This window comes from Ferrovibrio xuzhouensis (assembly GCF_042648965.1).
In the GTDB taxonomy this organism is placed as follows: domain Bacteria; phylum Pseudomonadota; class Alphaproteobacteria; order Ferrovibrionales; family Ferrovibrionaceae; genus Ferrovibrio; species Ferrovibrio xuzhouensis.
Genome location: NZ_JBHRYJ010000001.1, coordinates 989,900 through 1,012,806, shown reverse-complemented (window position 1 = coordinate 1,012,806; position 22,907 = coordinate 989,900). Strand labels below are relative to the sequence as shown.

Below are 22,907 nucleotides of genomic sequence, written 5' to 3'. Positions count from 1 at the left end.
ATGTCTCGCCATCCGATCCGACTCACCGTCAACAACAAGACATACCAAGCCACCGTCAGCGCACGGATGACGCTGGTCGATTTCCTGCGCGACGTGGCCGGCCTGACCGGCACCCATGTCGGCTGCGAACACGGCGTCTGCGGCGCCTGCAGCGTACTGTTTGACGGCCAGCCGATCCGCTCCTGCCTGATGTTTGCCGTGCAGGCCGATGGCGCCAGCATCACCACCGTTGAAGGACTGACCGGCGAGGGCGGGCAACTCAGCCCGCTGCAGGATGCTTTCTGGGAAGAGCACGGGCTGCAGTGCGGCTATTGCACGCCCGGCATGCTGATCGCCGCCCAGGCGCTGCTGCAGACGACCACCGATCCGACCGATGAGGAAATCCGCGAGGCGATCAGCGGCAATCTCTGCCGTTGCACCGGCTATCAGCAGATCATTGCGGCGGTGCGCCGGGCCGCGGCCACGTTGGCCCAGAAGACGCCGGCCGAGGCGGTGCAGTCATGAACCAGGCCGTGAAGCAGCCGTTCCGCTACATCTCGAAAAAGCGCCGGGTCACCGAAGACCGCCGCTTCATTACCGGCACCGGCCGCTATGTCGCCGATGTCAACCTGCCCGGCATGAAGCATGTCGGACTGGTGACGTCGCCTTATGCCAGTGCCAGGATCGTCAGGATCGATGCCAGCAAGGCGCTTGCGCTGCCCGGCGTGCTCGCGGTGCTCACGGGCGACGAGCTGGCGGCGCAGACCAACCAGCTCTATTCGGGCGTCGAGATCCCGAAGGTGCGGCGTTATCCGCTGGCTGTCGGCGTCGCCCGTTATGTCGGGGAATGGGTGGCCGCCGTGGTGGCCGACGACCGCTATGTCGCCGAGGATGCCGCCGAGCTGGTCGAGGTCGAATACGAACCGATGGAAGGCGTCGTCGATCCGGAAGTGGCCGTGACCGAGCAGTCGACGCCGGTACACCAGGATCACGGCAGCAATGTGCTGTTCCGCAAGACCTGGGTATGGGGCGATGTCGACGGGGAATTCGCCGGCGCGCAGCACACGATTGCCTACCGGGCGCGCTGGAACCGTAATTCCACCGTGCCGATCGAGACCTTCGGCGTGGTGGCGCAGTGGAGCGAGAGCAACCAGTTGCTCGATGTCTGGGCGTCGATCCAGATGCCGAAATACCCCGATCAGCTCGCTGCCGCCCTGCGGCTGCCGGGCAATGCCGTACGGGTGCATTTCGATGTTGACGTTGGCGGCAGCTATGGCGTGAAACGCGGCATCAAGCACAGCGTGCTGACCGGCTATCTGGCCCGCAAGCTGAAGGTGCCGGTGCGCCTGATCGAGGATCGGCTGGAAAACATGCGTGGCGGCGACGCCCATGGGCCGGACCGTATCTTCGATGTCACCCTGGCCTTCGACGGCGACGGCACGGTGCGGGCCATGCGCATGCGGGCGCTGGACGATTGCGGCGCCTATGCCGGCCGCGCACCGTTGCAGCTCGGCAAGCCGGTCGGGGCCATCGTTGGTCCCTACAAGACGCGCGCGGTGCAATACGAGGCGATCTCGGTCACCACCAACAAGACGCCGCAGGAGGCCGTGCGCGGCTTCGGCCAGGCGCCGACCAACATGGCGCTGGAAATGGGCATGGACCGCATTGCGGCCCATCTCAAGATGGACCGCATGGAGCTGCGCCGCCACAATTTCATCGGCCCGCACGAATTCCCCTATACCATCCCCAGCGGCTCGACCTACGACAGCGGCGATTACGGGGCGGTGGTCGACAAGGCGCTGGCCCGGATCGACTTCCCCGGCCTGATGCGGCGGCGCGACGAACTGCGCGGTCAGGGCCGGCTGGCGGGGATCGGCATCTCGACCTGCCTGGAGCCGAGCGGCGGCAATTCCGCCTTCGAGCCCCTGTTCAACCCGAAGAATGAAACCACCACCTGGATGGATTCCTGCCTGCTGCGGGTCGACCTCAGCGGCTCGATCACGGCGATGATGGGAACGTCGTCTTCGGGGCAGGGACATGAGACCATGGTCTCGACGGTGGTGGCCGAGGTGCTGGAGCGCGAGCCCGACGGCATCCGTGTCATTCATGCCGATTCGCTGAACGCTTTGCCGAGCAACAGCCCGGTCGGCAGCCGCATGGCGATCATGCTGGGTGGAGCCGCCGCTGGTGCGGCCCGCAGGATCAAGACGACGCTGATGCGCATTGCCGCGCATAACCTCGGCGTGCCGGTGGAAGAACTCCATTACGCCGACGGCGACGTCTTGGTGCAAGCCGCGCCGGAGCGGAAGATGACCTGGGATCAACTGATCCAGATCGCCCACCGGCGCTTCCATCAGTTGCCGCCAGACATCGAGCCGGGCCTGCAGGCGAGTTTCGTCTGGGAGGTACCGACCGGCGGCAAGATGCCGACCGCGGATGGCCGGGTGCAGATGTATCCGTGCTATTCCTTCGAGACGCATATCATTCTGGCGGAAATCGATCCGCTGACCGCTCATGTCCAGCTGCGCGAATACGTCGTCGGGCACGATTGCGGCACCATGATCAACCCCGACATCGTGCATGGCATGACGTATGGCGGCGTGGCGCACGGCATCGGTGCGGCGCTGTTCGAGCAGTTCAGCTACGACCGGACCGGCCAGCTTCTCAGCCAGTCCTTCATGGATTACCTGATCCCGTCGTCGCATGAGATTCCCGACATCCATATCGTCGACCATTGCACGCCGTCGCCGCTGACCGTCTTCGGGCAGAAGGGCTCTGGCGAGGCAGGTTACCTCGGCGCGCCGGCCGCCATTGTCAGCGCGGTCAACGACGCGCTCGCCGGGCTCGGCCTCAATGTCACCGAGGTCCCTATCAACATGGCCAGGCTGGGCGACAGGATCGCCCGGGCGAAACGCTGATCGGTTACTACCTGAAACCACAGAGGGAGGGGTTCATGAAAAAGACGGCATGGATACAGAATGGCATGCGGATGGCACTTGCGGCCGCCGCGTTGACCTCGATTGCGGGCACGGCTTCGGCAGCCGACAAGGTCCAGGTGGTGGTGTTCGGGCCGCCTTCGCTGGGTGCCTTCCTGCCGCCGGTGATCAAGGCGCAGAAGCTCGACGAGGCCAACGGCCTCGACATCGACTTCGTCCAGCGCCCGCCGGATGCCTATGCCACGCAGTTCAACTCCGGTGAATTCAAGGTGGGCGGCAGTGCCGCGCTGCTGACGGTGGGCCTGGCCAGCACCAAGGGTGTCAAGGTCAGCTACCTGTTCAACCTGTTCGACTACTGGGCGGCGGTCGTCACCCGCAAACCGGAGATCAAGACGATTACCGATCTGGCGGGCAAGTCACTGGCGGCCGCACGCGGCACCACCAGCTATGCCATGTTTGAATGGCTGGCCAGCCGGCAGGGCCTCGATACCAGCAAGATCTCGGCGATCAACACCACGACACCGGGCCTGATCGGCTATGCGCTGGCCAATCGCGCCGACGCGGTCCAGCTCTGGGAACCGGCCTATTCCACCCTGAAGCTGAAGGCGCCGGACATCCACCTGATCGATCTCAACATCAAGAAGGAATGGACCAAGTTCGCCGGCAGTCCGGACCTGCCGTATCTCGGCGTGGCGGCCCATCAGGACTGGATCCAGCAGAATCCCAAGCTCGTCGACGGCCTCTACAAATCCTACAAGGCGGCAGCCGACTGGATCACGGCGCATCCGAAGGAAGCCGCGGCGATCATCGTGCCGAAGGATGAGGATGGCCAGCAAGGCGTGATCGCCGATCTGATCGTGCAGAAAGAACGGCTCGGCATGAACGTCAAATGGGCCAGCGATCAGCGCAAGGAAATCGAGGCCGTCTACAAGGCGGGCGTCGAGTCTGGTCGCCTCAAGGAAATGCCTGAGACCGCGACGATCTATCAGGCGCCGAAACGGTGAAAAAAGTGACTGCCAGCACAAATACGGAAAGGAGGCCGGTCCTGCAGTTCAGGGCCGGCCGGAACCTCGTCCACGGGATTTCCCGCCGGGCCCACGCCTTCATGGCGATCATCGCCCTTGCGGTGTTGTGGGAGGTGGCATCCTGGTTCTTCCCGCCCTTCCTGTTTCCGCCGCTCGGCAGCATCGCACGGATCTATGTCGAGATCGTCACCACGTGGGCCGATTTTGCGAATGCCGGGGCGACCGGTCTGCGCATCTTGGCCGGCATGACGGGAGCTTTCGTCCTCGGCTCGATCATCGCCGTCCTGATGGCGAAATATAACCGGTTCTACGACTACCTGTTCCCGATCCTGAATTTCAATCAGGGCATTCCGGCCCTGTCCTGGGTGGTATTCGCCATCATCTGGTTCCATGGCATCGAGTTCCGCATTTTCTTCATCATGGTGATGACCACGCTACCGGCCTTCACCTTCCAGATTCTCGATGCGATCCGTTCGATCCCGAAGGATCTGATGGAGATGAGCCAGTCCTTTCGCCCCTCGCGGCTCGACCTGCTGCGCACGATGATTCTGCCGGCCACCGTGCCGGGCATCCTGACGGCATGGAAGGTCAATATCGGCAACGCTTCCCGTGTCGTTGTGGTGGCCGAACTGGTCGGCGCTACCGGCGGTGTCGGCTACGCCTTGATGGAGCAGCAGCAGAATTTCGACATGGCCGGGGCGATCGCCTGGACGCTCGTTCTGGTCACCTTCGTGCTGGTAATGCAGTTCATAATCTCGCAGCTGGAAGCCTGGCTGCTGCGTTACCGGCCTCAATCGGAGCGCACATTATGAGCGGGCAGACCCAGGAAGTCGTTTTCCAGAATGTCAGCAAGGTATTCGGAAAGCCGGGCGAAGGTGAAAATAGTTTCACGGCCGTCGACGACCTGAGCTTCACGGTCAGCAAGGGCGAAATGGTTGCCGTGCTCGGCAAGACCGGCTGCGGCAAATCCACCATGTTCGGCCTGCTGTCCGGCCTGCTGGCACCCTCGGCGGGGACCATCCTGGTCGACGGCCACAATCCGTTCGCGGAATTCGAATGGTTCCGCGGCAAGATCGGCATCGTATTCCAGAACGACCGTCTGCTGCCGTGGCGCACGGCTGTCGAGAATGTCGAATATGGGCTGGAATTGCTGCATGTCGACAGCAGCAAGCGTCGCCGGGCAGCGCTGGACTGGCTCGACCGGCTGGGGCTTGCCGCTCATGCCAACGACTATCCGCATGCCCTGTCGGGCGGCATGCGCCAGCGTGTCTCGATCGCGCGTGCCTTCGCAGTGAACCCCGACGTCCTGCTGTGCGATGAGCCATTCTCGGCGCTCGACGAGGTGACGGCCGAACGGCTGCGTCAGGAATACCTGTCGCTGGTACGCGAAAACGGCAAGACCAGCATCTTCATCACGCATTCGATTTCGGAAGCGTTGCAGATCGGTCGGCACATCATGGTGTTCCATCGGCCGGCGCGGATTGCTTATGAATGTTTTCTGCGCGCGGAAATGTCGGATGCCGAGCGCGAGGCGACCCGCGAGAAGATTATCGCAGCGCTGTCGCATTCGCCGGCCGCCACCGGCACCGTACAGTAATCAAGATCACACCTACCTAACGGAACGAAGATGGCATTGGAACTGTCAGGCGAACATGTCTTCCCGGTCGAACGACGGAAGCTCTGGGTCTATCTGAATGATCCGGAGGTTCTGGCACTGTGTATTCCGGGCTGTACCGGAATGGTACAGACCGGCGAAGATGCCTATGAGGCAAATCTCAAGCTGCAGGTCGCTTCGGTGGGCGGCACCTTCAAGGGCAGCATCGCCCTGTCGGACAAGGTGGAGCCAGAAACCTGCCGCATCACCGTGCAGGGCAGCGGCACCATCGGCCACGGCACCGGCAATGCCCGTTTCGAGCTGCAGACGGTCTCGGATACCGAAACCAAGCTGCTCTACCAGGGCAGTGGCGAGGTCGGTGGCCTGGTGGCCGGCGTCGGCCAGCGGGTGCTCGGCAGTGTGTCGAAATTTCTCACCAAGAAGTTTCTCGCCGCCCTCGACAAGCATATCCGGCAAGCCGCGGCCTGAGCCAGGCGTCAACCAGTGACGACAACATCCAGGAGAAAACCCGAATGATTATCGATTGCCATGCGCACCTGGTTCCCCCGGGCCTGCTGGAGGCGATCCGCAGCAAGGCAGCGGATTTTCCGTCGGTACGCCTGATCGAGGAGGGCGGCAGCCTGGCCTTCTCCTTCGCCGGCGGCAAACCGACCCGCCCGGTCTCCAAGCCGCTCGGCGACCTCGCCGGCCGCCTGCAGTGGATGGATGGCCAGAAGATCGAACGCCAAGTGGTCGGCGGCTGGCTCGACATGTTCGCCTATGAAATTCCGGGCGAGGAAGGCATGCGCTGGTCGCAACTGATCAACGCGCATATGGTCGAGACGGCCAAAACCCAGCCGCGTTTCGTGCCGTTGGCCTCGGTGCCGATGCAGGATGGTGCGCGGGCGGCAGAGGTGCTGCAGGACGCCCATGCCGCCGGCCTGAAAGGCGCCATGATCGGCACCCAGCCGAAAGGCAAGGGCGGCGTGCTGGACGATCCGTCGCTGCAGCCGTTCTGGGAAGCGGCCGACCGACTTGGTTCCATCGTCTTCATCCATCCGGTATTCGAGAGCGGCGACGACCGTGTACACGACTACGGCATGGCCAATGCCGTCGGCCGCATTACCGATTCGCTGATTGCCATGTCGCGCATCATCTATTCCGGGCATGTGACGCGCTACAGCAAGGCCAAGATTGTCGCCAGCACCGGTGGCGCGGCCCTGCCTTACGTGCTCGGTCGCCTGCGGCGGAATTACGAGCTCGACAAGGATAAGCTCGGCAATCCCGATGAGGCGCTGGCGATGCTGTATTACGATGCCATCGTCCAGGATCCGCGCACCCTGCGCTACATGGCCGATATCGTCGGCGCCGGCCGCATCATGATGGGGTCGGACATGCCGTTCCCGATCGGCGACCTGACCCCGCTGAAGACGATCGAGGCGACCGCCTTTACGGATGCCGAGCGGGCTTCCATCAATGGCGGCCTTGCCGCCAGGTTGTTCGGCCTGTAAGCCGGGCCGCCGACCAGGATACAGCGCAGTGTGCGAGCGACGGGACCCGACGATCTCGCTTTGCGCTGCGGCGATCCCCGCAATGCCAGGAGACTGACACGAGCTGGTGCGATGCCGGAACCATGACGGTTCCGGCATCGTCAGGCACGGCCGGCTGCGCTGTTCCGGCCGTGCCGTCATACAGATGGCAATGAGCTTCGGAGACACAGAATGCGTTTCGGCATCCGCCATAAACTGTCCCTCGCCATCGGCATCGTCGCTGCCATGGCGGTGGCATCGAGCCTGATCTCGTTCGGTTTTTTCCGCCAGGTGCGCGGCTCGCTCGGCATGGTCACCGAACACAGCATGCCGGCGGTCACGGCTGCGCTGACGCTGGCGGCGCAGAGTGCCGATCTGGCCGCCGCCGCGCCGACGCTGGCCAATGCCGTCGATGACAAGACCCGGGCGGCGGCCTATGGCCAGTTGCAGTCCCGCCTGTCGCGCATCGATGCCACTATGCAGCAGGTGCGCAGCGGGCAGCCTTCTGCCGCTGTGCTCGGCGAGGTCGAGACGGCCGAGGCCGAATTGTCGGGGGGCATGCAGAAGATCAATGCCGCCGTGCAGAAACGGCTGGCGCTGGCCGGCAAGCGCGAGGCGCTGACCCGCAAGCTGACCGACGATCACGCCAATTTCCTCTATCTGGCCCAGCCGGCGGCGGAGCAGGCGGTCTCCGACATGAAATCCGAATTCGGCCTTGTCGCGCCGGGCATGGGCCAGAATGTGCAGCAATGGATCGGCAGTATCGTCAATACGCAGTTCGCCAATGTGCAGGCGATGCTGGATCTGACCGCCAAGGTGAACCTCTACGTTGGCGTGGTGGCCGTTGCGGCGCAGGCAGCGGCACCCGAAATGATCCAGTTGATGCAGAGCGACAACCAGAACACCGCCTCGGAAATCCAGAGCGACCTTGATACCGTGCAAGCCAAGAACCCGAACAAGGAGATCGCCGGTGTCGTCGGCGGTATCACCGGGATCGGCGATGGCAAGGATGGCCTGTTCGAGACCCGGCTGCAGGAACTGGCGGCCGCGCGGCAGGGCGAGGCCGCCCTGGCGGAAAGCCGCAGCGCGGCCGGCCGACTGCTCGCCGCGGTGGATCGGCTGGTTGCCGAGGCGCGCAGCCAGTCGGTGGATTCGGCGGATGCTTCGGTGGCCGCGATCCGGATTGCCCAGACCAGCATGGCCGTGATCGCGGCGCTCTGCCTGGTGGCGGCCGGGATCATCGGTTGGCTGTATGTCGGCCGCCGCGTCATCGACCCGATCGCGGCAACCACCGAAATTATGGGTCGGCTGGCGCGGCGTGACTGGGGTGCGCAGGTCTCCGGCATTGAGCGCCCGGACGAGATCGGCGACATGGCTCGCGCCGTGCAGGTCTTCAAGGAGCAGGGGCAGGAAGCGGACCGGCTGCAGGTGCAGATCGAGACCGACCGCTCAAGCTTTGAGGCCGAGCGCAAGGTGCAGGAAGATCTGCTGCAGACCTCGGTGGGCGGGATTGTCGCCTCGGCCAGTGCCGGCGATCTTGGCCGCCGCATCGACAGCCAGAGCATCCAGGGCGTAATGCGTCGCCTGGGCAGCGACATGAACCAGCTTCTGGAGACCGTGGAACAGGCGCTCGGCGACCTTGGCGTCATGCTGGGCCGGATGGCTGACGGCGACTTCATCTATCGCATCGACGGAGCCTACCAGGGTGTCTTCGCGCAACTGATCGACAATGCGAACCAGGTCAGCAGCCAGTTGGCCGAGACCCTGCGGCGCCTGGCTGCCTCCGCTACGCTGGTGCGCGATGCTGCCGCTGAAATGTCGGCCGGCAGCCAGGATCTGGCGCAGCGTACAGAAGCGCAGGCCGCTGCCCTCGAGGAGGCGGCAGCCTCCATGCAGGAGATCACCAGCACGGTGCGGCAGAATGCTGAAAGTGCCGAGAGAGCCAGCCGCCTGGCCGAGGCGGCACGCAGCACAGCCGATATGGGCGGTTCGGTGGTCCGCGAGACGGTATCGGCGATGGTGGAAATCGAGGCCGAGGCCGGCCGGATCGCCGATATCGTCGGGCTGATCGACGAGATTGCCTTCCAGACCAACCTGCTGGCGCTCAATGCCTCGGTCGAGGCCGCCCGCGCCGGCGAGGCCGGCAAGGGTTTTGCCGTGGTGGCGCAGGAGGTGCGCAGTCTGGCGCAGCGCTCGGCCGAAGCATCGCATGACATCAAGCAGCGGATCCAGAATTCGAATGCCAAGGTCCGTCATGGCGGGGATCTGGTGCAGAAGGCCGGCGGCACGCTGGATGAGATCGTCGTCTCGGTGAAAAAGGTCGCTGATATCGTCGCAGAGATATCGTTGGCCAGCCGGGAACAGGCGGTCAGTCTTGATGAGGTCAACCGCGCCGTTGCCAACATGGACGAAATGACCCAGCGCAACGGCGCTTTGGTCGAACAGACCACGGCATCCGCCCAGGCGATGGCCGGCCAGGCCGATGAACTACACGGACTGGTCTCGCAATTTCGGATATGATCGCAGTCGGGCAGGTCGCAGTTTGACGACGAGGACGCACTATGGCGTCGGCGTTGGCTGGGCGATTTCTACACTCCTCTTGTCTTGTTGTCTTGCTCCAATTTTGCTCCACTGTGCATGCAAAGCGGTCGGCGCCGATGCAAGAGGCTGCAGCCAAGGGGCTGAAATATTTGGGGACCGGCTTTCGGTTGGTACAGGAGAATGGCCCGGGTTCGGGCTCATATCCTAAAGGCCGCAGGTTCAAACCCTGATCCCGCAACCGAATCAAAAGCCCGCCAGGTCATCGCTTGGCGGGCTTTTTTGTATGGCCAGTTTCACGCTGTATCAGACTCGGAATTACCTAGATCGCGCGCTTCCGGCGTGCCGGTGACACGCCGGAAGCGCGGCGGTATGCGCCGGTGCAAGAGGCTGCCTGAAATGTTCAGGGGCGGCCACACAGCGAATAGCCTCCGGGTGTCATGCCGGTGACCGGCCAAGCTTCGCACATGCAGGCAGCCAAGATAATTATGAGGCACCGGCTGAGTTCTTTTTTCCGTGATTTCTGCCGGCAGACGGTCGAAGCGGAGACCCCAGCGGCCCGGTAGCAGATGGTAGCCCGTTTTGCCGCTGCTTCGTATCAGAGATCTATTTGATGTACTTAATGAAGTCTATCTGATGCCGGCGTGCGCGTGATCTGAAGCGGCGGCGTTCAAAAACGTAGATATCCAGGAAAAGTTGAATGAAGGATGCGGCGACTTCGCTCAGATTGCGCAGCGTGATGGTGCTGCGCGCTTTCGTGCCGGCCTGAACGTATCCCGGAATTTCAGTGTATGAGCTGTCGCTGCAGAGCATTTTCACATTCAGCTCTGACATGATCCCGAAGCGGCTGGACTTCAGGGAGAGCGAGCGGGCGAGTGCAACGGGCCATATGCCGGGGCCGGTTATGTATCCGGCATAGACGCGGAAGGTCACCAGATAAATCAGTTGGTAAATAATGGAGATGACATTGCGCACCAGCGTTCGCCTTTCTTTATTGAAAGGCACGGCGATGACGATGTCTGCTTCGTTGCGGCAGATAAGCAGCATCTTGATCATGCTGAGCGACATATCATTGTCGCCCGGCACCATCATGAATGAGGGCTTTTCCGCCTTGGAAATGCCTAAGCGCATCGATACGCCCAGACCCAGATTCCTAGGGTTTCTGAAAATCCGGATGTTCTTGTTGCAACTTGCCAGTTCGGCAATTTCAGAAGCGGTGTTGTCGCTGCTGCCATCATCTACAAAGATGATTTCGTAATCGGCAAGGCCGGTTTCCTCGATGGCTTGATGAATCGTCTCCACGGTCGGTTTTAAGTGCCCTTCCTCGTTGAAGGCGCAGACGATGAAGCTGATCATTCAGGGTTTCTCACCAAATTCGGACGGACGTCCCAAGAGTGCGATTTTCAGGAGGCGGAATGTGCCGACCACAGCCATCAGCGAAGCTGACCTGACGTGCAGGCGGCCAGTCCGTTCCACAACCGATCCGTTTGATTGCAACCTGGCAAGTCGCATCCTTACGATTAGGTCGTCGTTGTATATCTGCTGGAGACGAGCCATGGGCATGCTGCCCCCGGCCGCGCGCAGTTCATACAACAGTCTGACACGGAGGGATGAGTGGAGGGACTGGATCAGGTTCAGGAACGCAAACCACCAGGCTCCATACAGGAGCAGTGCAATAATCGCATCCGGCAGTGCGAGTTGCTGATACCAAATTGCCACGAAGGTGGCGGCGAGGCCGGTCAGCAGGCTCAGGACGTAGCATTTCACGCGGCCGGCGCCGAGGCGCGCAGCTACGATGTCGCCAGCGACAGCCGCGATATTCCCAAGAACAGCGACAATAATAGCGATCATCGGCGGGCTACCCGGTGTGATCGATAATATCGCCGCGCAACGCCCGATACAGGTCGCCGAGGGCCAGCAGACGGATGGCCTGTCCCTTCACCGCAATGCGGGCATCGGCGATTTCAATCTCGCCGAGTGCGGATAGGGTGTCGAGCCTTGTGCCAATGAACCGATGCGTTTCGATGAATGGCGCGATATCGGCAACGGGCATGCCGGCCGGGCCGTAATTCAGGATGCGGTTGATGATGGCCATAGTTGGGCTGTCGCTGACGACGGCGGCCATGACGAGCGCATAGGCGAAGCCAAGGCTCAGGCCAAGTATGGTGCCCACGGCAATATCCTCTATGGAGAAGTCCGTTCCAAGGGCGGATGCCACAAACCAAAGGCCGCACAGGGCGAGCAGCAGCAACAGGGGCAGGGCCTTGAGGCGGAAGCGCGAGGACAGGAAACGCAGCAGGGCAGCATGGGCCCCGCATCCTGCCGCGAACATGGCGATGCCGAGAAGCAAGCCGCTCATCGTTCCGGTGCCCCGCGTTCGCGCCGCGGGAGAATTTTGGCTAGGCTGAGGGTCAGGTGGCGGCTCTCGCGGCTGTAAAACAACCAGGGGATCAGCCCGAGAGCCCCGGTGGTGAAAGACAGCAGTCGGATGACAAGGTAAACCGTCCCGTAACTTTCTACCGGACTGCCGGCTGGGACCATCAGGGCGGCTAGATGCCCGAAGGTGGCTTCTCCGATGCCAAGTCCGCCCGGGGTGATGGGGATGGCGTTGGCAATTATCGACCACACCCCGGCCACAGCATAGCCGGGTATGGTAAGTGACTGTAATTGCAATGCATTCCCGACGATCACCATCGCGCCGATGATCAAGCTGAATTGGAGGACCGAGATAAGCACAGCCATAAGGGCGGTCATAGGGCTGGCCGTGTAGATGCGTATTGCCCCGGTCAGGTCGCGCGCCATGGAGGACAGGATTCTGCCGGCCTTGCCGGGCAGGCGGGTCATGAGGGCAGCAATGGCGTCGCCCCATAACACGGCAATGATCAATGCGGCCGCCATAGCAGCGGCGGCGAGCGCCGCGATCCATTCAAATCGCGTGGTAATGGCCTGAGGCAACGAGGATTCTACGGAGAAGCCCAGAAGCAGCAGGGCGGCCAGACCGCTGAGACGATCGACCAGCATGCTCATGGCTATGGTGTTAATGGAGCGCGACGTTTCCCGATAAGCCATGGCCAGGCGCACCAGATCCCCGCCGTAGGAGCCCGGCAGGAAATTGTGAAAGAACTGGCTGATAAAGGTAATGTCCAGCACCTTGCGGTAGGACAGGGGCAGCGCCAGGCGGACAAGCAAGAGGTGCCACCGCAGCGCCGAAAGCGGCATGGTCAGGACAATGCACAGGAATGCCAGCAGGAATGGCCATGGGGTGACGATGGCGCTGCGGATGGCGGCAAGGTCAATCGAGCCATAGTGAACGAGAAGCCACACTCCGGCGAGCCCGATGGCCAACTTAATCGCAAATGCACGCATTTTTCGTTGCATTCCCCCGGCGAAGACCCGCCGCGCCCCTCTGACCGCATCTCATGCCCCGTCGCCTATCGCGGCCCATACCAGTTGGGGAAGGGCATTGCAACCCGACTTGTGGTAGGTTCTGGCGGGGAACACAATATAATACTACAACATGTAGCTTGACTTTATAAAAGCCCCTTGTTTCTCTTTCGTCCCTAATTCTTGCGGTATGGCCGCGCGCCCTTGGCGGTCTTAAATCGGGAAGCGCCCCGGCAGTTCGGGCCAGGATAGCGGCGGCATCCATGCGCGTTAGTCGGAGCTCTTATGTCACATATTGCAGCATATTTTGCCGAAGTGGCCCGGATCGCAGAAGCCGTAGACATCCCGAAGATTGAGAAGCTGGCTGCGGAATTGGCGACCCTACGGGAGCGTGAAGGACGGCTTTTTCTGATCGGGGTCGGCGGCAGTGCTGGCAATTGCAGCCATGCCGTCAATGATTTCAGGAAGCTCTGTGGGATTGAGGCCTATGCGCCGACGGACAATGTCTCCGAACTTACGGCGCGGACCAATGATGAAGGCTGGGGAACGGTTTTCTCGGCTTGGCTCGAAGTGAGCCGCCTGAATGCCAAGGACGCCATCCTGATTTTCTCGGTCGGCGGCGGGGATGCGGAGCGTAACATCAGTCCGAATATCATCGCCGCCATCGATCTTGCGCAGAAGCGGGGGGCTAGGGTGCTCGGCGTTGTCGGGCGGGACACCGGGTATACGGCGCGCAAGGCGGATGTGGCGGTGGTCATCCCCTGCGTCAACCCGGACCATATAACGCCGCTTTCCGAAGCTTTTCAGGCTGTTGTCTGGCACGGGCTGGTCTGCCATCCACTGTTGCAGAAAAGCGCGACCAAGTGGTGAGGATGTGTCCGGTCCTGGCCTGAACAGAGCGGTTTTCCTTGATCGCGACGGTATCTTGGTAGTACCTGAGTTCCGCGACGGGAGAAGCTATGCGCCCCGGCGGCTTCAGAACTTTGCAATATACCCTGAAGCGCGCCGGAACTTGGACCGGCTGAAGCGGGCGGGGTTCAGTCTGGTCGTGGTCACCAACCAGCCCGATGTGGGGGCGGGCCTGCTGGAGCGCGGGCAGTTGGAGGAGATGCACAGGCTTTTGCGCGAAGCGCTTCCGGTCGATGAGATCGCCGTCTGCTGTCATACCCGTGAGGACCGGTGCGCCTGCAGGAAGCCCGAACCGGGCCTGATCCACGGTTCGGCCGATCAGCTTAGGATCGATCTGGCCGCGAGCTATATGGTGGGAGATCGTGCCTCCGACATAGAGGCGGGGGCGAGGGCTGGCTGTCGCACGGTGTTTGTGGATCTGTGTTACACGGCCGAGCCGACGCCGGATGGTCCGACGGCAAATGTGTCGTCTCTAGGTGAGGCAGTGGACTGGATACTGGCGGATTCAAAGGGGGGGGGCTGTGAGCAAGAATACGTTGAAGGTTAAACTGTTCGCGGATGGCGCGGATTTGGCGGGCATGGCGGCCATGTACGGCAATCCACTGATCAGCGGATTTACCACAAATCCGACGCTCATGAAAAAAGCCGGAGTGACCGACTATCCGGCATTTGCCAGGCAGGTTCTTGCGGTTATTCCGGATCGGCCCGTTTCCTTCGAGGTGTTCGCGGACGAACTCGACGAGATGGAAAATCAGGCGCGGATTATCGCGACGTGGGGTCCGAACGTGAATGTGAAGATTCCAGTCATGAACACGCGGGGAGTCTCGACCGCACCGCTGATTGCAAAGCTGTCGGCAGACGGAATCATGCTGAATGTCACCGCTATCATGACTGTGCGGCAGGTCCGCGAAGTCGCGGCTGCACTTGCGCCGGATGCGCCCGCCATCATTTCCGTTTTCGCCGGCCGGGTTGCCGATACGGGTGTCGATCCGGTGCCGCACATGAAGGCTTGTCTGGCTGAACTTTCGGCGCGACCGAAGGCGGAGCTTCTGTGGGCCAGTCCGCGCGAACTCCTCAATATTTTCCAGGCTGACGACGTTGGTTGCCACATCATAACCGCAACCAACGACGTGCTGGGGAAACTCAAGCTGGTTGGTAAGGACCTGGATGAGTATTCCCGCGAAACCGTGCAGATGTTTTTTGATGATGCATGTGCTTCTCGTTTCGAGATTAGTCGTTGACCGAAGGTGCCGGAAATCTTCCGGATGACAGGAGAACCGATGACTGCTGTTCGTCTCTTTAAAAACGTTCTGGTAACGGGCGGTGCCGGTTATTGCGGCAGTCTTCTGGTTCCGCAGCTCCTTGCCCGGGGCTACAAGGTGACGGTTTATGACGTCATGTACTTCGGTTCCGATTTCCTGCCGAAGGACAATCCAAATCTGAAGATTGTCGAAGGGGATATCCGGGATGCTGAAAAGCTGGAAGCAGCGACCAAGGGCTGCGACGCCTTTGTAAGCCTCGCATGCATTTCGAATGATGCCAGCTTCGAACTCGACGACGAGTTGTCGACCTCGGTCAACTATGATGCTTTTGAACCCATGGTGCTTGCGGCAAAGCGTGCCAGTGTCAAACGATTCATCTATGCTTCGTCTTCCTCGGTTTATGGTGTGTCGGACCAGCCGGACGTTACCGAGGATCATCCTCTGGTGCCACTGACCCTGTACAATAAATACAAGGGCCTCTGTGAGCCCATTCTTCGCCGACATACGGACGAGAACTTTGTGGGGGTGACCTTCCGGCCGGCTACTGTCTGTGGTTATGCTCCGCGGCAGAGGATGGATCTGTCGGTCAATATTCTGACCAACCATGCCGTCAACAACAACAAGATCACTGTATTCGGTGGATCGCAGCTGCGCCCAAATCTGCATGTCCAGGATTATTGCGACGCCGTGCAGTTATTTCTTGAGGCGCCGTCCGAGAAGATCGCTGACCGAGTTTACAATGTCGGCTACCAGAATCTGTCCATCATGGACATCGCCCTTCTGGTGAAAGAGGTGGTTGCGCGGGAATTCCCCGGCCGGCCGCCGATCGAAATCGTCACCACTCCGACGGATGACATCCGTTCCTACCACATTAATTCGGACAAGATCTGGCGGGAATTGGGGTTCCGCCCGAGCCATTCCATCGAGGATGCCGTGCGCGATCTCTGTCGGGCCTTCCGCGACAATCTTCTGCCGGACAGCATGACGGACGATTTCTATTTCAATGTCCGGCGCCTGAAGAGGCTGAACGCCGCATGAGCCTGAAGGACCTTGCCGTCGTCACTGGCGGGGCCGGCTTCATTGGAAGCCATATGGTGGACTTGCTGCTGGATGAGGGATTCCGCGTCCATGTGGTTGACGATTTTTCCGGCGGCCACCGGAACAATCTGGCACACCACGGCGGCAATACTGATCTTGAGGTCTTCGATCAGGATATTCGCAGCCTACCTTCCGGCAGCCCCATCTTTTCCGGAGCCAGGTACGTCTTTCATTTCGCGGGGATCGGCGACATTGTCCCGTCGATCGAGCGGCCTTTGGATTACATGGATATCAATGTCCAGGGCACCGTGCGTGTTCTGGAATGTGCCCGCCACGCCGGGGTCGAGAAGTTCGTATACGCATCCTCTTCCTCCTGCTACGGGCTGGCGGCGACGCCGACGCGGGAGGATCATCCGATCAATCCGCAATACCCCTATGCCCTTTCGAAATACCAGGGGGAGCAGGCGGTTTTTCACTGGCGACAGGTCTATGGCCTGCCGGCCAATGCCGTGTGTATCTTCAATGCGTATGGCCCGCGAGTGCGGACTACCGGCGCTTATGGCGCGGTGTTTGGTGTTTTTTTCAAGCAGAAGCTGGCCGGCAAGCCCTTTACGGTTGTCGGTGACGGAACGCAGTCGCGTGATTTTATATACGTCACCGACGTGGCCCGCGCTTTTCTCGCCGCAGCCAGAACCCCGCTGAGCGGCGAGCGGTTCAATGTGGGGGCCGGCAATCCGCGGACAGTGAATGAGCTGGTTGACCTGCTGGGCGGACCTGTCGTCTACGTGCCGAAGCGGCCGGGCGAACCGGACTGTACCTTTGCCGATATTTCCAGAATCCGCGCGGCGCTGGGATGGGAGCCGCAGGTCGATTTCCGCCAGGGGGTTCAGCGCATGATGCAGCATATCGACCACTGGAAGGATGCTCCCCTCTGGGATCCTGACTCGATCGCTGAGGCCACGAAATCATGGTTCAGCTGTCTGGGGGCTGACCGGCAGGGGGGGAGGCAATGACTGGAACTCTGGGGAAACCCTATTCGCACAAGATCAAGACGGCCGAGGAACTGGCCGGCGTTCTTGGCGAGCGCCCGCGTTCGCGCGAAGCGATCATGTGCCATGGCGTATTCGATGTGGTTCATCCCGGCCATGTCCGGCATCTGCTTTTTGCCAAGAGCAAGGCGCCGATCCTCATTGCCAGCATCACGGCTGACAGGCATATAACCAAGGGCACGCACCGGCCACACGTCCCCCAGGATCTGCGCGCCCTCAATCTGGCGGCATTCGAGATGGTCGATTACGTGGTAATCGATCCCAATCCGACTCCAATCGAGAATCTGAAGGTCATAAAGCCCGATTTCTTTGCCAAGGGCTACGAATATGCGCCAGACGGCTTCAGCCCGAAGACGGCGGAGGAAGTTGAGGTAGTCCGTTCCTACGGCGGCGACATCATCTTTACGCCTGGCGACATCGTCTATTCCTCGTCAAAACTGATCGAAATGCAGCTTCCATCGCTCAAGTTGGAGAAGCTGCAAATAGTGATGGAGAGCAACGGCGTCACTTTCCGTGACCTGCGCGATACGCTCGATCGACTTGAAGGGCACCGGCTGCATATCGTTGGCGATACAATCATCGACAGTTACACCAACTGCACGATGATCGGAGGGCAGACGAAGACGCCGACTATGTCGGTGCTTTTTGAAAGCAGACACGACTATATCGGAGGGGCCGCCGTTGTAGCCAAGCACTGTCGCGCGGCTGGGGCGCATGTTACCTTTTCCACAGTCCTGGGCGACGATGATTACCACAAACTGGTGATAAAGGACCTGGAGGCAGCGGGAGTCAGTGTCAGGGCGTCAGTTGACCGGACCCGGCCTACCGTGAACAAGAATGCGATTGTCGTGGGCGGTTATCGCCTGCTCAAGGTCGATACGCTGGACAATCGTTCCATCTCCGATCAGGTCCTCGGCGAGATGACGGCCGGTATTCGCGATGTGCCGGCGGATGCGGTGGTTTACGCGGATTTCCGGCATGGCATATTCAATCGCAGGACTATCCCCGCGTTCATCGAAGCCATTCCGGACGGCGTTTTCCGGGTGGCGGACAGCCAGGTGGCCAGCCGCTGGGGCAACATCACGGATTTCAAGGGCTTCGATCTCGTCACACCGAACGAGCGTGAGGCCCGTTTCGCCCTGGGTGATCAGGATTCCGGTATCAGGCCGCTCGCTTCCAATCTTCATGATGCATCGGCTTGTAAGCTCCTGATACTTAAATTGGGTGAGCGTGGAGTTCTGACGTCGCGCAGCCTTGATCATGAATCGCTCGACAGTTTTTATGTCCTTGAGACTTTCGTCGACCAGGTGGTCGATGCGGTCGGTGCAGGTGACGCCCTTCTGGCCTACGCGACGTTGGCTATGCTTGCCAGTCGTAACGACGTTCACGCCACGATTCTCGGATCCATCGCAGCGGCTTGCGAGTGCGAGTTCGATGGCAATATTCCGATCACTCCCGGTCATGTGCGATCCAAGCTCGACAGGGTCGAGCATCAAATGAACTATGGCGGCTCGCCATGAGGGTTCTGGTTGTCGGGCTCGGGGTCCAGGGCCACAAGCGGCGGCGGTTTGCCGGCGACGACTATGTGGCCAGTGTTGATCCGGTCAATCCCGAGGCCGATTACAAGGCAATCGAGGATGTGCCGTTATCCAGTTACGACGCAGTGATGTGTTGCATACCGGATGAGCCGAAACATGGCGTGCTGACCTACCTGATCGAGAGCGGCAAGCATGTCCTGGTTGAGAAGCCGCTGTGGACTCCCAAGATTGAAGACATCGCCAGCCTGGAGGCGTTAGCCCGCCGCAGGCAGGTCGTTTGTTATACTGCCTATAACCATAGATTCGAGCCGCATTTCGTGCGGATGCGTGCGCTGCTGGATTCCGGTGAGCTTGGGAATGTCTATTCCTGTCGCATGTTTTACGGCAACGGGACAGCCCGTCTGGTCCGGGATTCGGAGTGGCGGGATCGGGGCGCCGGCGTTCTGCCCGACCTTGGGTCACACTTGCTCGATACATGCCGGTTCTGGTTCGGCGATATGGATGACGATTTCAACCTGAAATCGGCCCATTGCTTTGAGAACCGGGCGGCTGATCATGTGACAATCGGATGTGAGTCCATGCGGCCGCGGATCGAGTTGGAAATGACCCTGTTGTCGTGGCGCAATCATTTCACTTGCGACATCTTCGCGGAAAATGGCTCGGCGCATATCGAATCGCTTTGCAAATGGGGGCCTTCGGTCTTTACGCATCGCAGGCGCGTGCTGCCTAGCGGCCGCCCGCCCGAGAGCGCGCAGACTCTGGTGCAGGACGATCCTACGTGGGCTCTCGAATACAGCCATTTCAAGGCGCTGTGCCACCGCAACGCCGAGGCGGATCTCTCGGGCGACCTCTGGCTTGCCGGCGCGCTGGAGCGGCTGGCTGGCGGGATGTTGGCCTGATGCACGGCGCGCGCATGCGACGTGGCTGCCGTGGCGGCATGGCTCGGGCGCCGATAGGGGCTTTTGGCCGGGCGGGGAGCGATCTGCGTGACCAATAAACCGACGATCGGCTTTGCCGGCATGACCCATCTGGGCCTGATTATGGCATCAGCCGTGGCCTCCAGGGGATTCGGCACCGTCTGCTATGATCAGGATGCATCGCTCGTGGAGCGGCTCAAGGGCGGGGGCCTGCCGGTCAATGAACCCGGACTTGACGACCTGATCCGGCAGAACGGAGCGCGCCAGCATTTTTCCGCTGACCCTGCGGCGCTGACTGATTGTGATGTCGTCTACATTTCGGTTGATGTTCCCACGGATGATACCGGGCGGAGCGATTTATCGACAATCCGCGCGATGATTGACCGGGTTGCCGGTGTCCTTGCTCCGCACGCATATATGGTGATCCTCTGCCAGGTCCCGCCGGGCTTCACCCGGTCCGTTTCTTCCGTTCCGCACGACAGGCTGTATTATCAGGTCGAGACACTGGTGTTCGGCCGCGCCGTTGAACGGGCCCTGCGCCCGGAACGCTATATTGTCGGCAGCCCGAATCCGGAATTCCCGCTTCCATTGCCGCTTGCCACGCTGCTGGGGGCTTTTGGCTGCCCCCTGCTTGTGATGCGGTATGAAAGTGCCGAGCTGGCAAAAATTGCGATCAATTGCTGTCTGGTGGCCTCGGTCAGCGTTGCCAATACGCTGGCGGAACTGAGCGAGGCCACCGGTGCGGACTGGAGCGAGATCGTCCCGGCCCTGCGTCTCGACGAACGCATTGGCCCCAAGGCCTATCTGTCGCCCGGCCTCGGCATTGCCGGTGGCAACCTGGAGCGGGACCTGACGACGGTCGTCGACCTTGCAGAGCGATCAGGTACGGACAGCGGGGTCATTCGCGCCTTTATCGCGAACAGCCGCCATCGTGCCGGCTGGGCCCGCGCCGAGGCCCGCAGGGTGCTGGCCGGGACCGGTGGCCGGATTGCCATCTGGGGTCTGGCCTATAAGGAAAATACGCATTCCATAAAAAACTCGCCATCGCTTGCGACCATTGCGGGCCTCCAGGATATACCGCTGACAGTGCATGATCCCGTGGTTCCGGCCAGCGTGGTAGATCATCCGCGGGTGAAGCATGCCGAGACGCCGCTTGACGCGCTTGAAGGGGCCGACCTCCTTCTGATCATGACGCCCTGGGCCCAGTATCGGGGCATCGCGCCGGCCGAAATTGCCGCGCGGATGGCAGGGAAGGTCGTGATTGATCCGTTTCGTGTGCTCGGCGGCTCCGAGGCCGCAGCGGCGGGGCTCGACTACCGGACCCTCGGGGTATCGAAGTAGATGCCGTCCATGTCCATCCCGGAGCATGCGGCCGCCTTCATCGATCCGGAGCCGGCGCCTCGGAACAGGCGGCAAGGATATCGGCATTCTGCGATGCGGATAGTGGCGCAGAATGCCTTTTGGGTTTGCGGGCAGGGAGATGGCTCATGCCGTTGAAGGGTGCGAATGCGCGAACTGGTGTAGCGCCAGGATCGCCGGCCGGATGGGATGTGCGACATCTCTTCGATTCCCGAGCCTTTCCATTTGTCTTCGCGCTGCTCTATGCCGCGTCCTTTGTCTGGATATTTCTGATTCCCACGGCTTTCTGGGACGATCTGTCCTTCCGTAATGCGGTTGATCGCATCGGATACGGTTATCAGTCGGGACGGCCTCTGCTCGGATACTGGTGGGCCGGGCTCGCGGCCCTTCCGGCATATGACCATATCGCGCATCTTTTTGTCTTCGTAGCTTACGCCGCGGCCGCGTTGGCGATCCGGTGTTTCCTGGCCGAATTGAAGATTCTGGATGAGCGCGAGAGAAACGCGATCGTCCTTCTTCTTGCGGTGCTCCCGGTTTTCCAGAGCCGTTTTCTGGTGGCGTCCACCTACTACACGCTGGATTATCTGCTCTTCTGTCTTGGCGCGTGGTTGGTCGCCCGCGGACTGTTCAGAGGCGAGATCTGGGCGAGGATCGCGGGCAACATTTGTCTCCTCCTGTGCTTCTTCACGGATTCTTTCGTGGTGCTGGCCGGATTCCTCATGCTGCTGCTCTGGGTGGCGTGGGTGCTGCGCGCGGATAACGCGCCCCTCGATATCGGGACCTGGTTTGCGGGAGCGGTGTCGGTGACCCGGCGGCTTCCGGATCTGGTTCTGCTGCCCTTTGTGTATTTTTTCGGGGTCAAGTCCCTGTTTCCCGTATCCGGGGCTTTTCAGAACTATAACGTCGTCACCGCCGAGGGCGTGAAAGACGCTCTTCTGCATTTGCCCTTCCGTGCCCTGGTCGCGGTTTTCGCCATAAATGCCGATGGCCCGTCCTGGCAGGCGATGGTCGGAGTGTCCGCGGCCATGGCGGTATTGCTTCTGCTGCTCCGCTGGTATCCGGCAGCGGCTATGTCGGACAGCAAGAGGACAGTGCGGTTTTACGGTTTTGCGGTGATCGTCGGGTTCTGCGGCGTCATGCTTTCGATCTTTCCCTACAACGCAATATACCGCTATGTGCAGCCGTATGATTTTGGCGATGCGAATCAGTTGACGCTGGCCCTGTCTGCGCCCGCTTTTATTGGCTTCCTCATATGGTTCCTGTGTCGGGACTGGCTGAAATGGACCGCAATCTGTGTTGCGATGGTATGGAGTGTTGCCCATAACATCACGACATACGCGGACGTCATCATGGACGGGCATATCCAGAACGGCTTGGTGCGAGCATTGCGTGAGTCAGGCGAGGTGGCCAGCCATCACGCATTCGTCGTCGACATATCGCGCTATCCGCATCTGTCCCGCCAGCGGAAATATGGAACGGCTCAGTTGAACTGTCTGATGAAGGAAGCCTTTGGCGACGAGACGCGCTTCGCCGTGGCCTTTACGCAGTTCCCATTCCCGTGGGATCGGGAGCGAGCCATGCTGCAGAGGTTCATCGATACGGGAACGTGTTACCACCAATATACCGACGAGCCCCCGGTGCTGCTGACCGTATACCCGGGCCGCGGCAATATTGACCAGATCACGTCTCTTAAAATGGCCGTGATGCGAATAAAAAATTACGCGATATACCAGCAAAGCCTCGAAGGCCTGATCAGCCTGAATGTCGCCCCCCTGCCGCCGGGAAGTATTCAGTCCGCCTCCCCCTAGCCGTTACGGAGCAACGACCCGGGCAGCCCGGGTCTCTCTGGC

The 22,907-nt window shown here is 61.0% G+C and carries 21 protein-coding genes; 17 read left to right on the top strand and 4 right to left on the bottom strand.

Translation table 11 applies throughout. From position 1 onward, the window contains the following. The 8 genes from ACFOOQ_RS04955 (at position 1) to ACFOOQ_RS04920 (ending at position 9,583) form a co-directional block, all read left to right on the top strand. Complete coding sequence (locus ACFOOQ_RS04955) at positions 1-504, top strand: (2Fe-2S)-binding protein (RefSeq protein WP_379722432.1); 504 nt, start codon at positions 1-3, stop codon at positions 502-504. Next, entirely contained in the window at positions 501-2,897 is a 2,397-nt protein-coding gene (locus ACFOOQ_RS04950) for a xanthine dehydrogenase family protein molybdopterin-binding subunit (RefSeq protein WP_379722430.1), read from the top strand. The genes ACFOOQ_RS04955 and ACFOOQ_RS04950 overlap by 4 nt, the downstream gene beginning before the upstream one ends. Positions 2,898-2,932: 35 nt before the next feature. After that, positions 2,933-3,919, top strand: a complete 987-nt coding sequence (locus ACFOOQ_RS04945; RefSeq protein ID WP_379722428.1) for an ABC transporter substrate-binding protein — start codon at positions 2,933-2,935, stop codon at positions 3,917-3,919. A gap of 101 nt (positions 3,920-4,020) precedes the next feature. Further along, complete coding sequence (locus ACFOOQ_RS04940; RefSeq protein WP_379722426.1) at positions 4,021-4,752, top strand: ABC transporter permease; 732 nt, start codon at positions 4,021-4,023, stop codon at positions 4,750-4,752. Beyond that, positions 4,749-5,537, top strand: a complete 789-nt coding sequence (locus ACFOOQ_RS04935; protein WP_379722424.1) for an ABC transporter ATP-binding protein — start codon at positions 4,749-4,751, stop codon at positions 5,535-5,537. The genes ACFOOQ_RS04940 and ACFOOQ_RS04935 overlap by 4 nt, the downstream gene beginning before the upstream one ends. A gap of 30 nt (positions 5,538-5,567) precedes the next feature. Next, positions 5,568-6,023, top strand: a complete 456-nt coding sequence (locus ACFOOQ_RS04930; protein WP_379722422.1) for an SRPBCC family protein — start codon at positions 5,568-5,570, stop codon at positions 6,021-6,023. A gap of 44 nt (positions 6,024-6,067) precedes the next feature. Continuing rightward, positions 6,068-7,045 (top strand): amidohydrolase family protein, encoded by a 978-nt coding sequence (locus ACFOOQ_RS04925; RefSeq protein WP_379722420.1) that lies wholly within the window; start codon positions 6,068-6,070, stop codon positions 7,043-7,045. 210 nt (positions 7,046-7,255) lie between these two features. Beyond that, positions 7,256-9,583, top strand: coding sequence for a methyl-accepting chemotaxis protein (locus ACFOOQ_RS04920; protein WP_379722418.1), 2,328 nt, complete (start codon positions 7,256-7,258; stop codon positions 9,581-9,583). 624 nt (positions 9,584-10,207) lie between these two features. Here the strand turns inward: ACFOOQ_RS04920 and ACFOOQ_RS04915 are convergent. The 4 genes from ACFOOQ_RS04915 to ACFOOQ_RS04900 are packed head-to-tail and all read right to left on the bottom strand — an operon-like array spanning position 10,208 to position 12,967. Beyond that, the gene (locus tag ACFOOQ_RS04915; RefSeq protein ID WP_379722416.1) at positions 10,208-10,957 is read right to left on the bottom strand and encodes a glycosyltransferase family 2 protein; all 750 of its coding nucleotides are present in this window, start codon (positions 10,955-10,957) and stop codon (positions 10,208-10,210) included. Next, on the bottom strand, positions 10,958-11,452 hold the full coding sequence (locus ACFOOQ_RS04910) for a hypothetical protein (RefSeq protein WP_379722414.1): 495 nt from the start codon (positions 11,450-11,452) through the stop codon (positions 10,958-10,960). It abuts the gene before it with no gap. 7 nt (positions 11,453-11,459) lie between these two features. Next, on the bottom strand, positions 11,460-11,960 hold the full coding sequence (locus tag ACFOOQ_RS04905) for a hypothetical protein (protein ID WP_379722412.1): 501 nt from the start codon (positions 11,958-11,960) through the stop codon (positions 11,460-11,462). After that, positions 11,957-12,967 (bottom strand): lysylphosphatidylglycerol synthase transmembrane domain-containing protein, encoded by a 1,011-nt coding sequence (locus ACFOOQ_RS04900; RefSeq protein WP_379722410.1) that lies wholly within the window; start codon positions 12,965-12,967, stop codon positions 11,957-11,959. Before ACFOOQ_RS04900 ends, ACFOOQ_RS04905 begins: the two co-directional genes overlap by 4 nt. Positions 12,968-13,270: 303 nt before the next feature. On the opposite strand from ACFOOQ_RS04900, the gene ACFOOQ_RS04895 reads away from it, so the two are divergent. The 9 genes from ACFOOQ_RS04895 (at position 13,271) to ACFOOQ_RS04855 (ending at position 22,865) form a co-directional block, all read left to right on the top strand. After that, positions 13,271-13,855 carry an SIS domain-containing protein gene (locus ACFOOQ_RS04895; protein ID WP_379722408.1) on the top strand — a complete coding sequence of 195 codons (585 nt, stop codon included), beginning with the start codon at positions 13,271-13,273 and terminating at the stop codon, positions 13,853-13,855. A 4-nt stretch (positions 13,856-13,859) separates the two neighbouring features. Further along, the gene (locus ACFOOQ_RS04890) at positions 13,860-14,441 is read left to right on the top strand and encodes a D-glycero-alpha-D-manno-heptose-1,7-bisphosphate 7-phosphatase (RefSeq protein ID WP_379722406.1); all 582 of its coding nucleotides are present in this window, start codon (positions 13,860-13,862) and stop codon (positions 14,439-14,441) included. Then, positions 14,416-15,135, top strand: a complete 720-nt coding sequence (locus ACFOOQ_RS04885) for a transaldolase (protein WP_379722404.1) — start codon at positions 14,416-14,418, stop codon at positions 15,133-15,135. Before ACFOOQ_RS04890 ends, ACFOOQ_RS04885 begins: the two co-directional genes overlap by 26 nt. Before the next feature lie 39 nt (positions 15,136-15,174). Continuing rightward, entirely contained in the window at positions 15,175-16,194 is a 1,020-nt protein-coding gene (locus ACFOOQ_RS04880) for an NAD-dependent epimerase/dehydratase family protein (RefSeq protein WP_379722402.1), read from the top strand. Next, positions 16,191-17,207, top strand: a complete 1,017-nt coding sequence (locus ACFOOQ_RS04875) for an NAD-dependent epimerase/dehydratase family protein (RefSeq protein WP_379722400.1) — start codon at positions 16,191-16,193, stop codon at positions 17,205-17,207. The genes ACFOOQ_RS04880 and ACFOOQ_RS04875 overlap by 4 nt, the downstream gene beginning before the upstream one ends. After that, positions 17,204-18,763, top strand: a complete 1,560-nt coding sequence (locus tag ACFOOQ_RS04870; protein ID WP_379722398.1) for a PfkB family carbohydrate kinase — start codon at positions 17,204-17,206, stop codon at positions 18,761-18,763. The genes ACFOOQ_RS04875 and ACFOOQ_RS04870 overlap by 4 nt, the downstream gene beginning before the upstream one ends. Then, positions 18,760-19,680, top strand: coding sequence for a Gfo/Idh/MocA family protein (locus ACFOOQ_RS04865; protein ID WP_379722396.1), 921 nt, complete (start codon positions 18,760-18,762; stop codon positions 19,678-19,680). The genes ACFOOQ_RS04870 and ACFOOQ_RS04865 overlap by 4 nt, the downstream gene beginning before the upstream one ends. A gap of 87 nt (positions 19,681-19,767) precedes the next feature. Continuing rightward, positions 19,768-21,039, top strand: a complete 1,272-nt coding sequence (locus ACFOOQ_RS04860) for a nucleotide sugar dehydrogenase (RefSeq protein ID WP_379722394.1) — start codon at positions 19,768-19,770, stop codon at positions 21,037-21,039. A 146-nt stretch (positions 21,040-21,185) separates the two neighbouring features. Further along, the gene (locus tag ACFOOQ_RS04855; protein ID WP_379722392.1) at positions 21,186-22,865 is read left to right on the top strand and encodes a hypothetical protein; all 1,680 of its coding nucleotides are present in this window, start codon (positions 21,186-21,188) and stop codon (positions 22,863-22,865) included. The last annotated feature ends 42 nt before the right edge of the window (positions 22,866-22,907 follow it).

Bases quoted from the DNA above. Each gene is read 5' to 3' on its own strand.
- ACFOOQ_RS04855 (WP_379722392.1), top strand. From the start codon at position 21,186: ATGCCGTTGAAGGGTGCGAATGCGCGAACTGGTGTAGCGCCAGGATCG.
- ACFOOQ_RS04925 (WP_379722420.1), top strand. From the start codon at position 6,068: ATGATTATCGATTGCCATGCGCACCTGGTTCCCCCGGGCCTGCTGGAG.
- ACFOOQ_RS04920 (WP_379722418.1), top strand. From the start codon at position 7,256: ATGCGTTTCGGCATCCGCCATAAACTGTCCCTCGCCATCGGCATCGTC.
- ACFOOQ_RS04910 (WP_379722414.1), bottom strand. From the start codon at position 11,452: ATGATCGCTATTATTGTCGCTGTTCTTGGGAATATCGCGGCTGTCGCT.
- ACFOOQ_RS04905 (WP_379722412.1), bottom strand. From the start codon at position 11,960: ATGAGCGGCTTGCTTCTCGGCATCGCCATGTTCGCGGCAGGATGCGGG.
- ACFOOQ_RS04900 (WP_379722410.1), bottom strand. From the start codon at position 12,967: ATGCGTGCATTTGCGATTAAGTTGGCCATCGGGCTCGCCGGAGTGTGG.
- ACFOOQ_RS04955 (WP_379722432.1), top strand. From the start codon at position 1: ATGTCTCGCCATCCGATCCGACTCACCGTCAACAACAAGACATACCAA.
- ACFOOQ_RS04870 (WP_379722398.1), top strand. From the start codon at position 17,204: ATGACTGGAACTCTGGGGAAACCCTATTCGCACAAGATCAAGACGGCC.
- ACFOOQ_RS04950 (WP_379722430.1), top strand. From the start codon at position 501: ATGAACCAGGCCGTGAAGCAGCCGTTCCGCTACATCTCGAAAAAGCGC.
- ACFOOQ_RS04895 (WP_379722408.1), top strand. From the start codon at position 13,271: ATGTCACATATTGCAGCATATTTTGCCGAAGTGGCCCGGATCGCAGAA.
- ACFOOQ_RS04945 (WP_379722428.1), top strand. From the start codon at position 2,933: ATGAAAAAGACGGCATGGATACAGAATGGCATGCGGATGGCACTTGCG.
- ACFOOQ_RS04880 (WP_379722402.1), top strand. From the start codon at position 15,175: ATGACTGCTGTTCGTCTCTTTAAAAACGTTCTGGTAACGGGCGGTGCC.
- ACFOOQ_RS04875 (WP_379722400.1), top strand. From the start codon at position 16,191: ATGAGCCTGAAGGACCTTGCCGTCGTCACTGGCGGGGCCGGCTTCATT.
- ACFOOQ_RS04915 (WP_379722416.1), bottom strand. From the start codon at position 10,957: ATGATCAGCTTCATCGTCTGCGCCTTCAACGAGGAAGGGCACTTAAAA.
- ACFOOQ_RS04865 (WP_379722396.1), top strand. From the start codon at position 18,760: ATGAGGGTTCTGGTTGTCGGGCTCGGGGTCCAGGGCCACAAGCGGCGG.
- ACFOOQ_RS04930 (WP_379722422.1), top strand. From the start codon at position 5,568: ATGGCATTGGAACTGTCAGGCGAACATGTCTTCCCGGTCGAACGACGG.
- ACFOOQ_RS04935 (WP_379722424.1), top strand. From the start codon at position 4,749: ATGAGCGGGCAGACCCAGGAAGTCGTTTTCCAGAATGTCAGCAAGGTA.
- ACFOOQ_RS04940 (WP_379722426.1), top strand. From the start codon at position 4,021: ATGGCGATCATCGCCCTTGCGGTGTTGTGGGAGGTGGCATCCTGGTTC.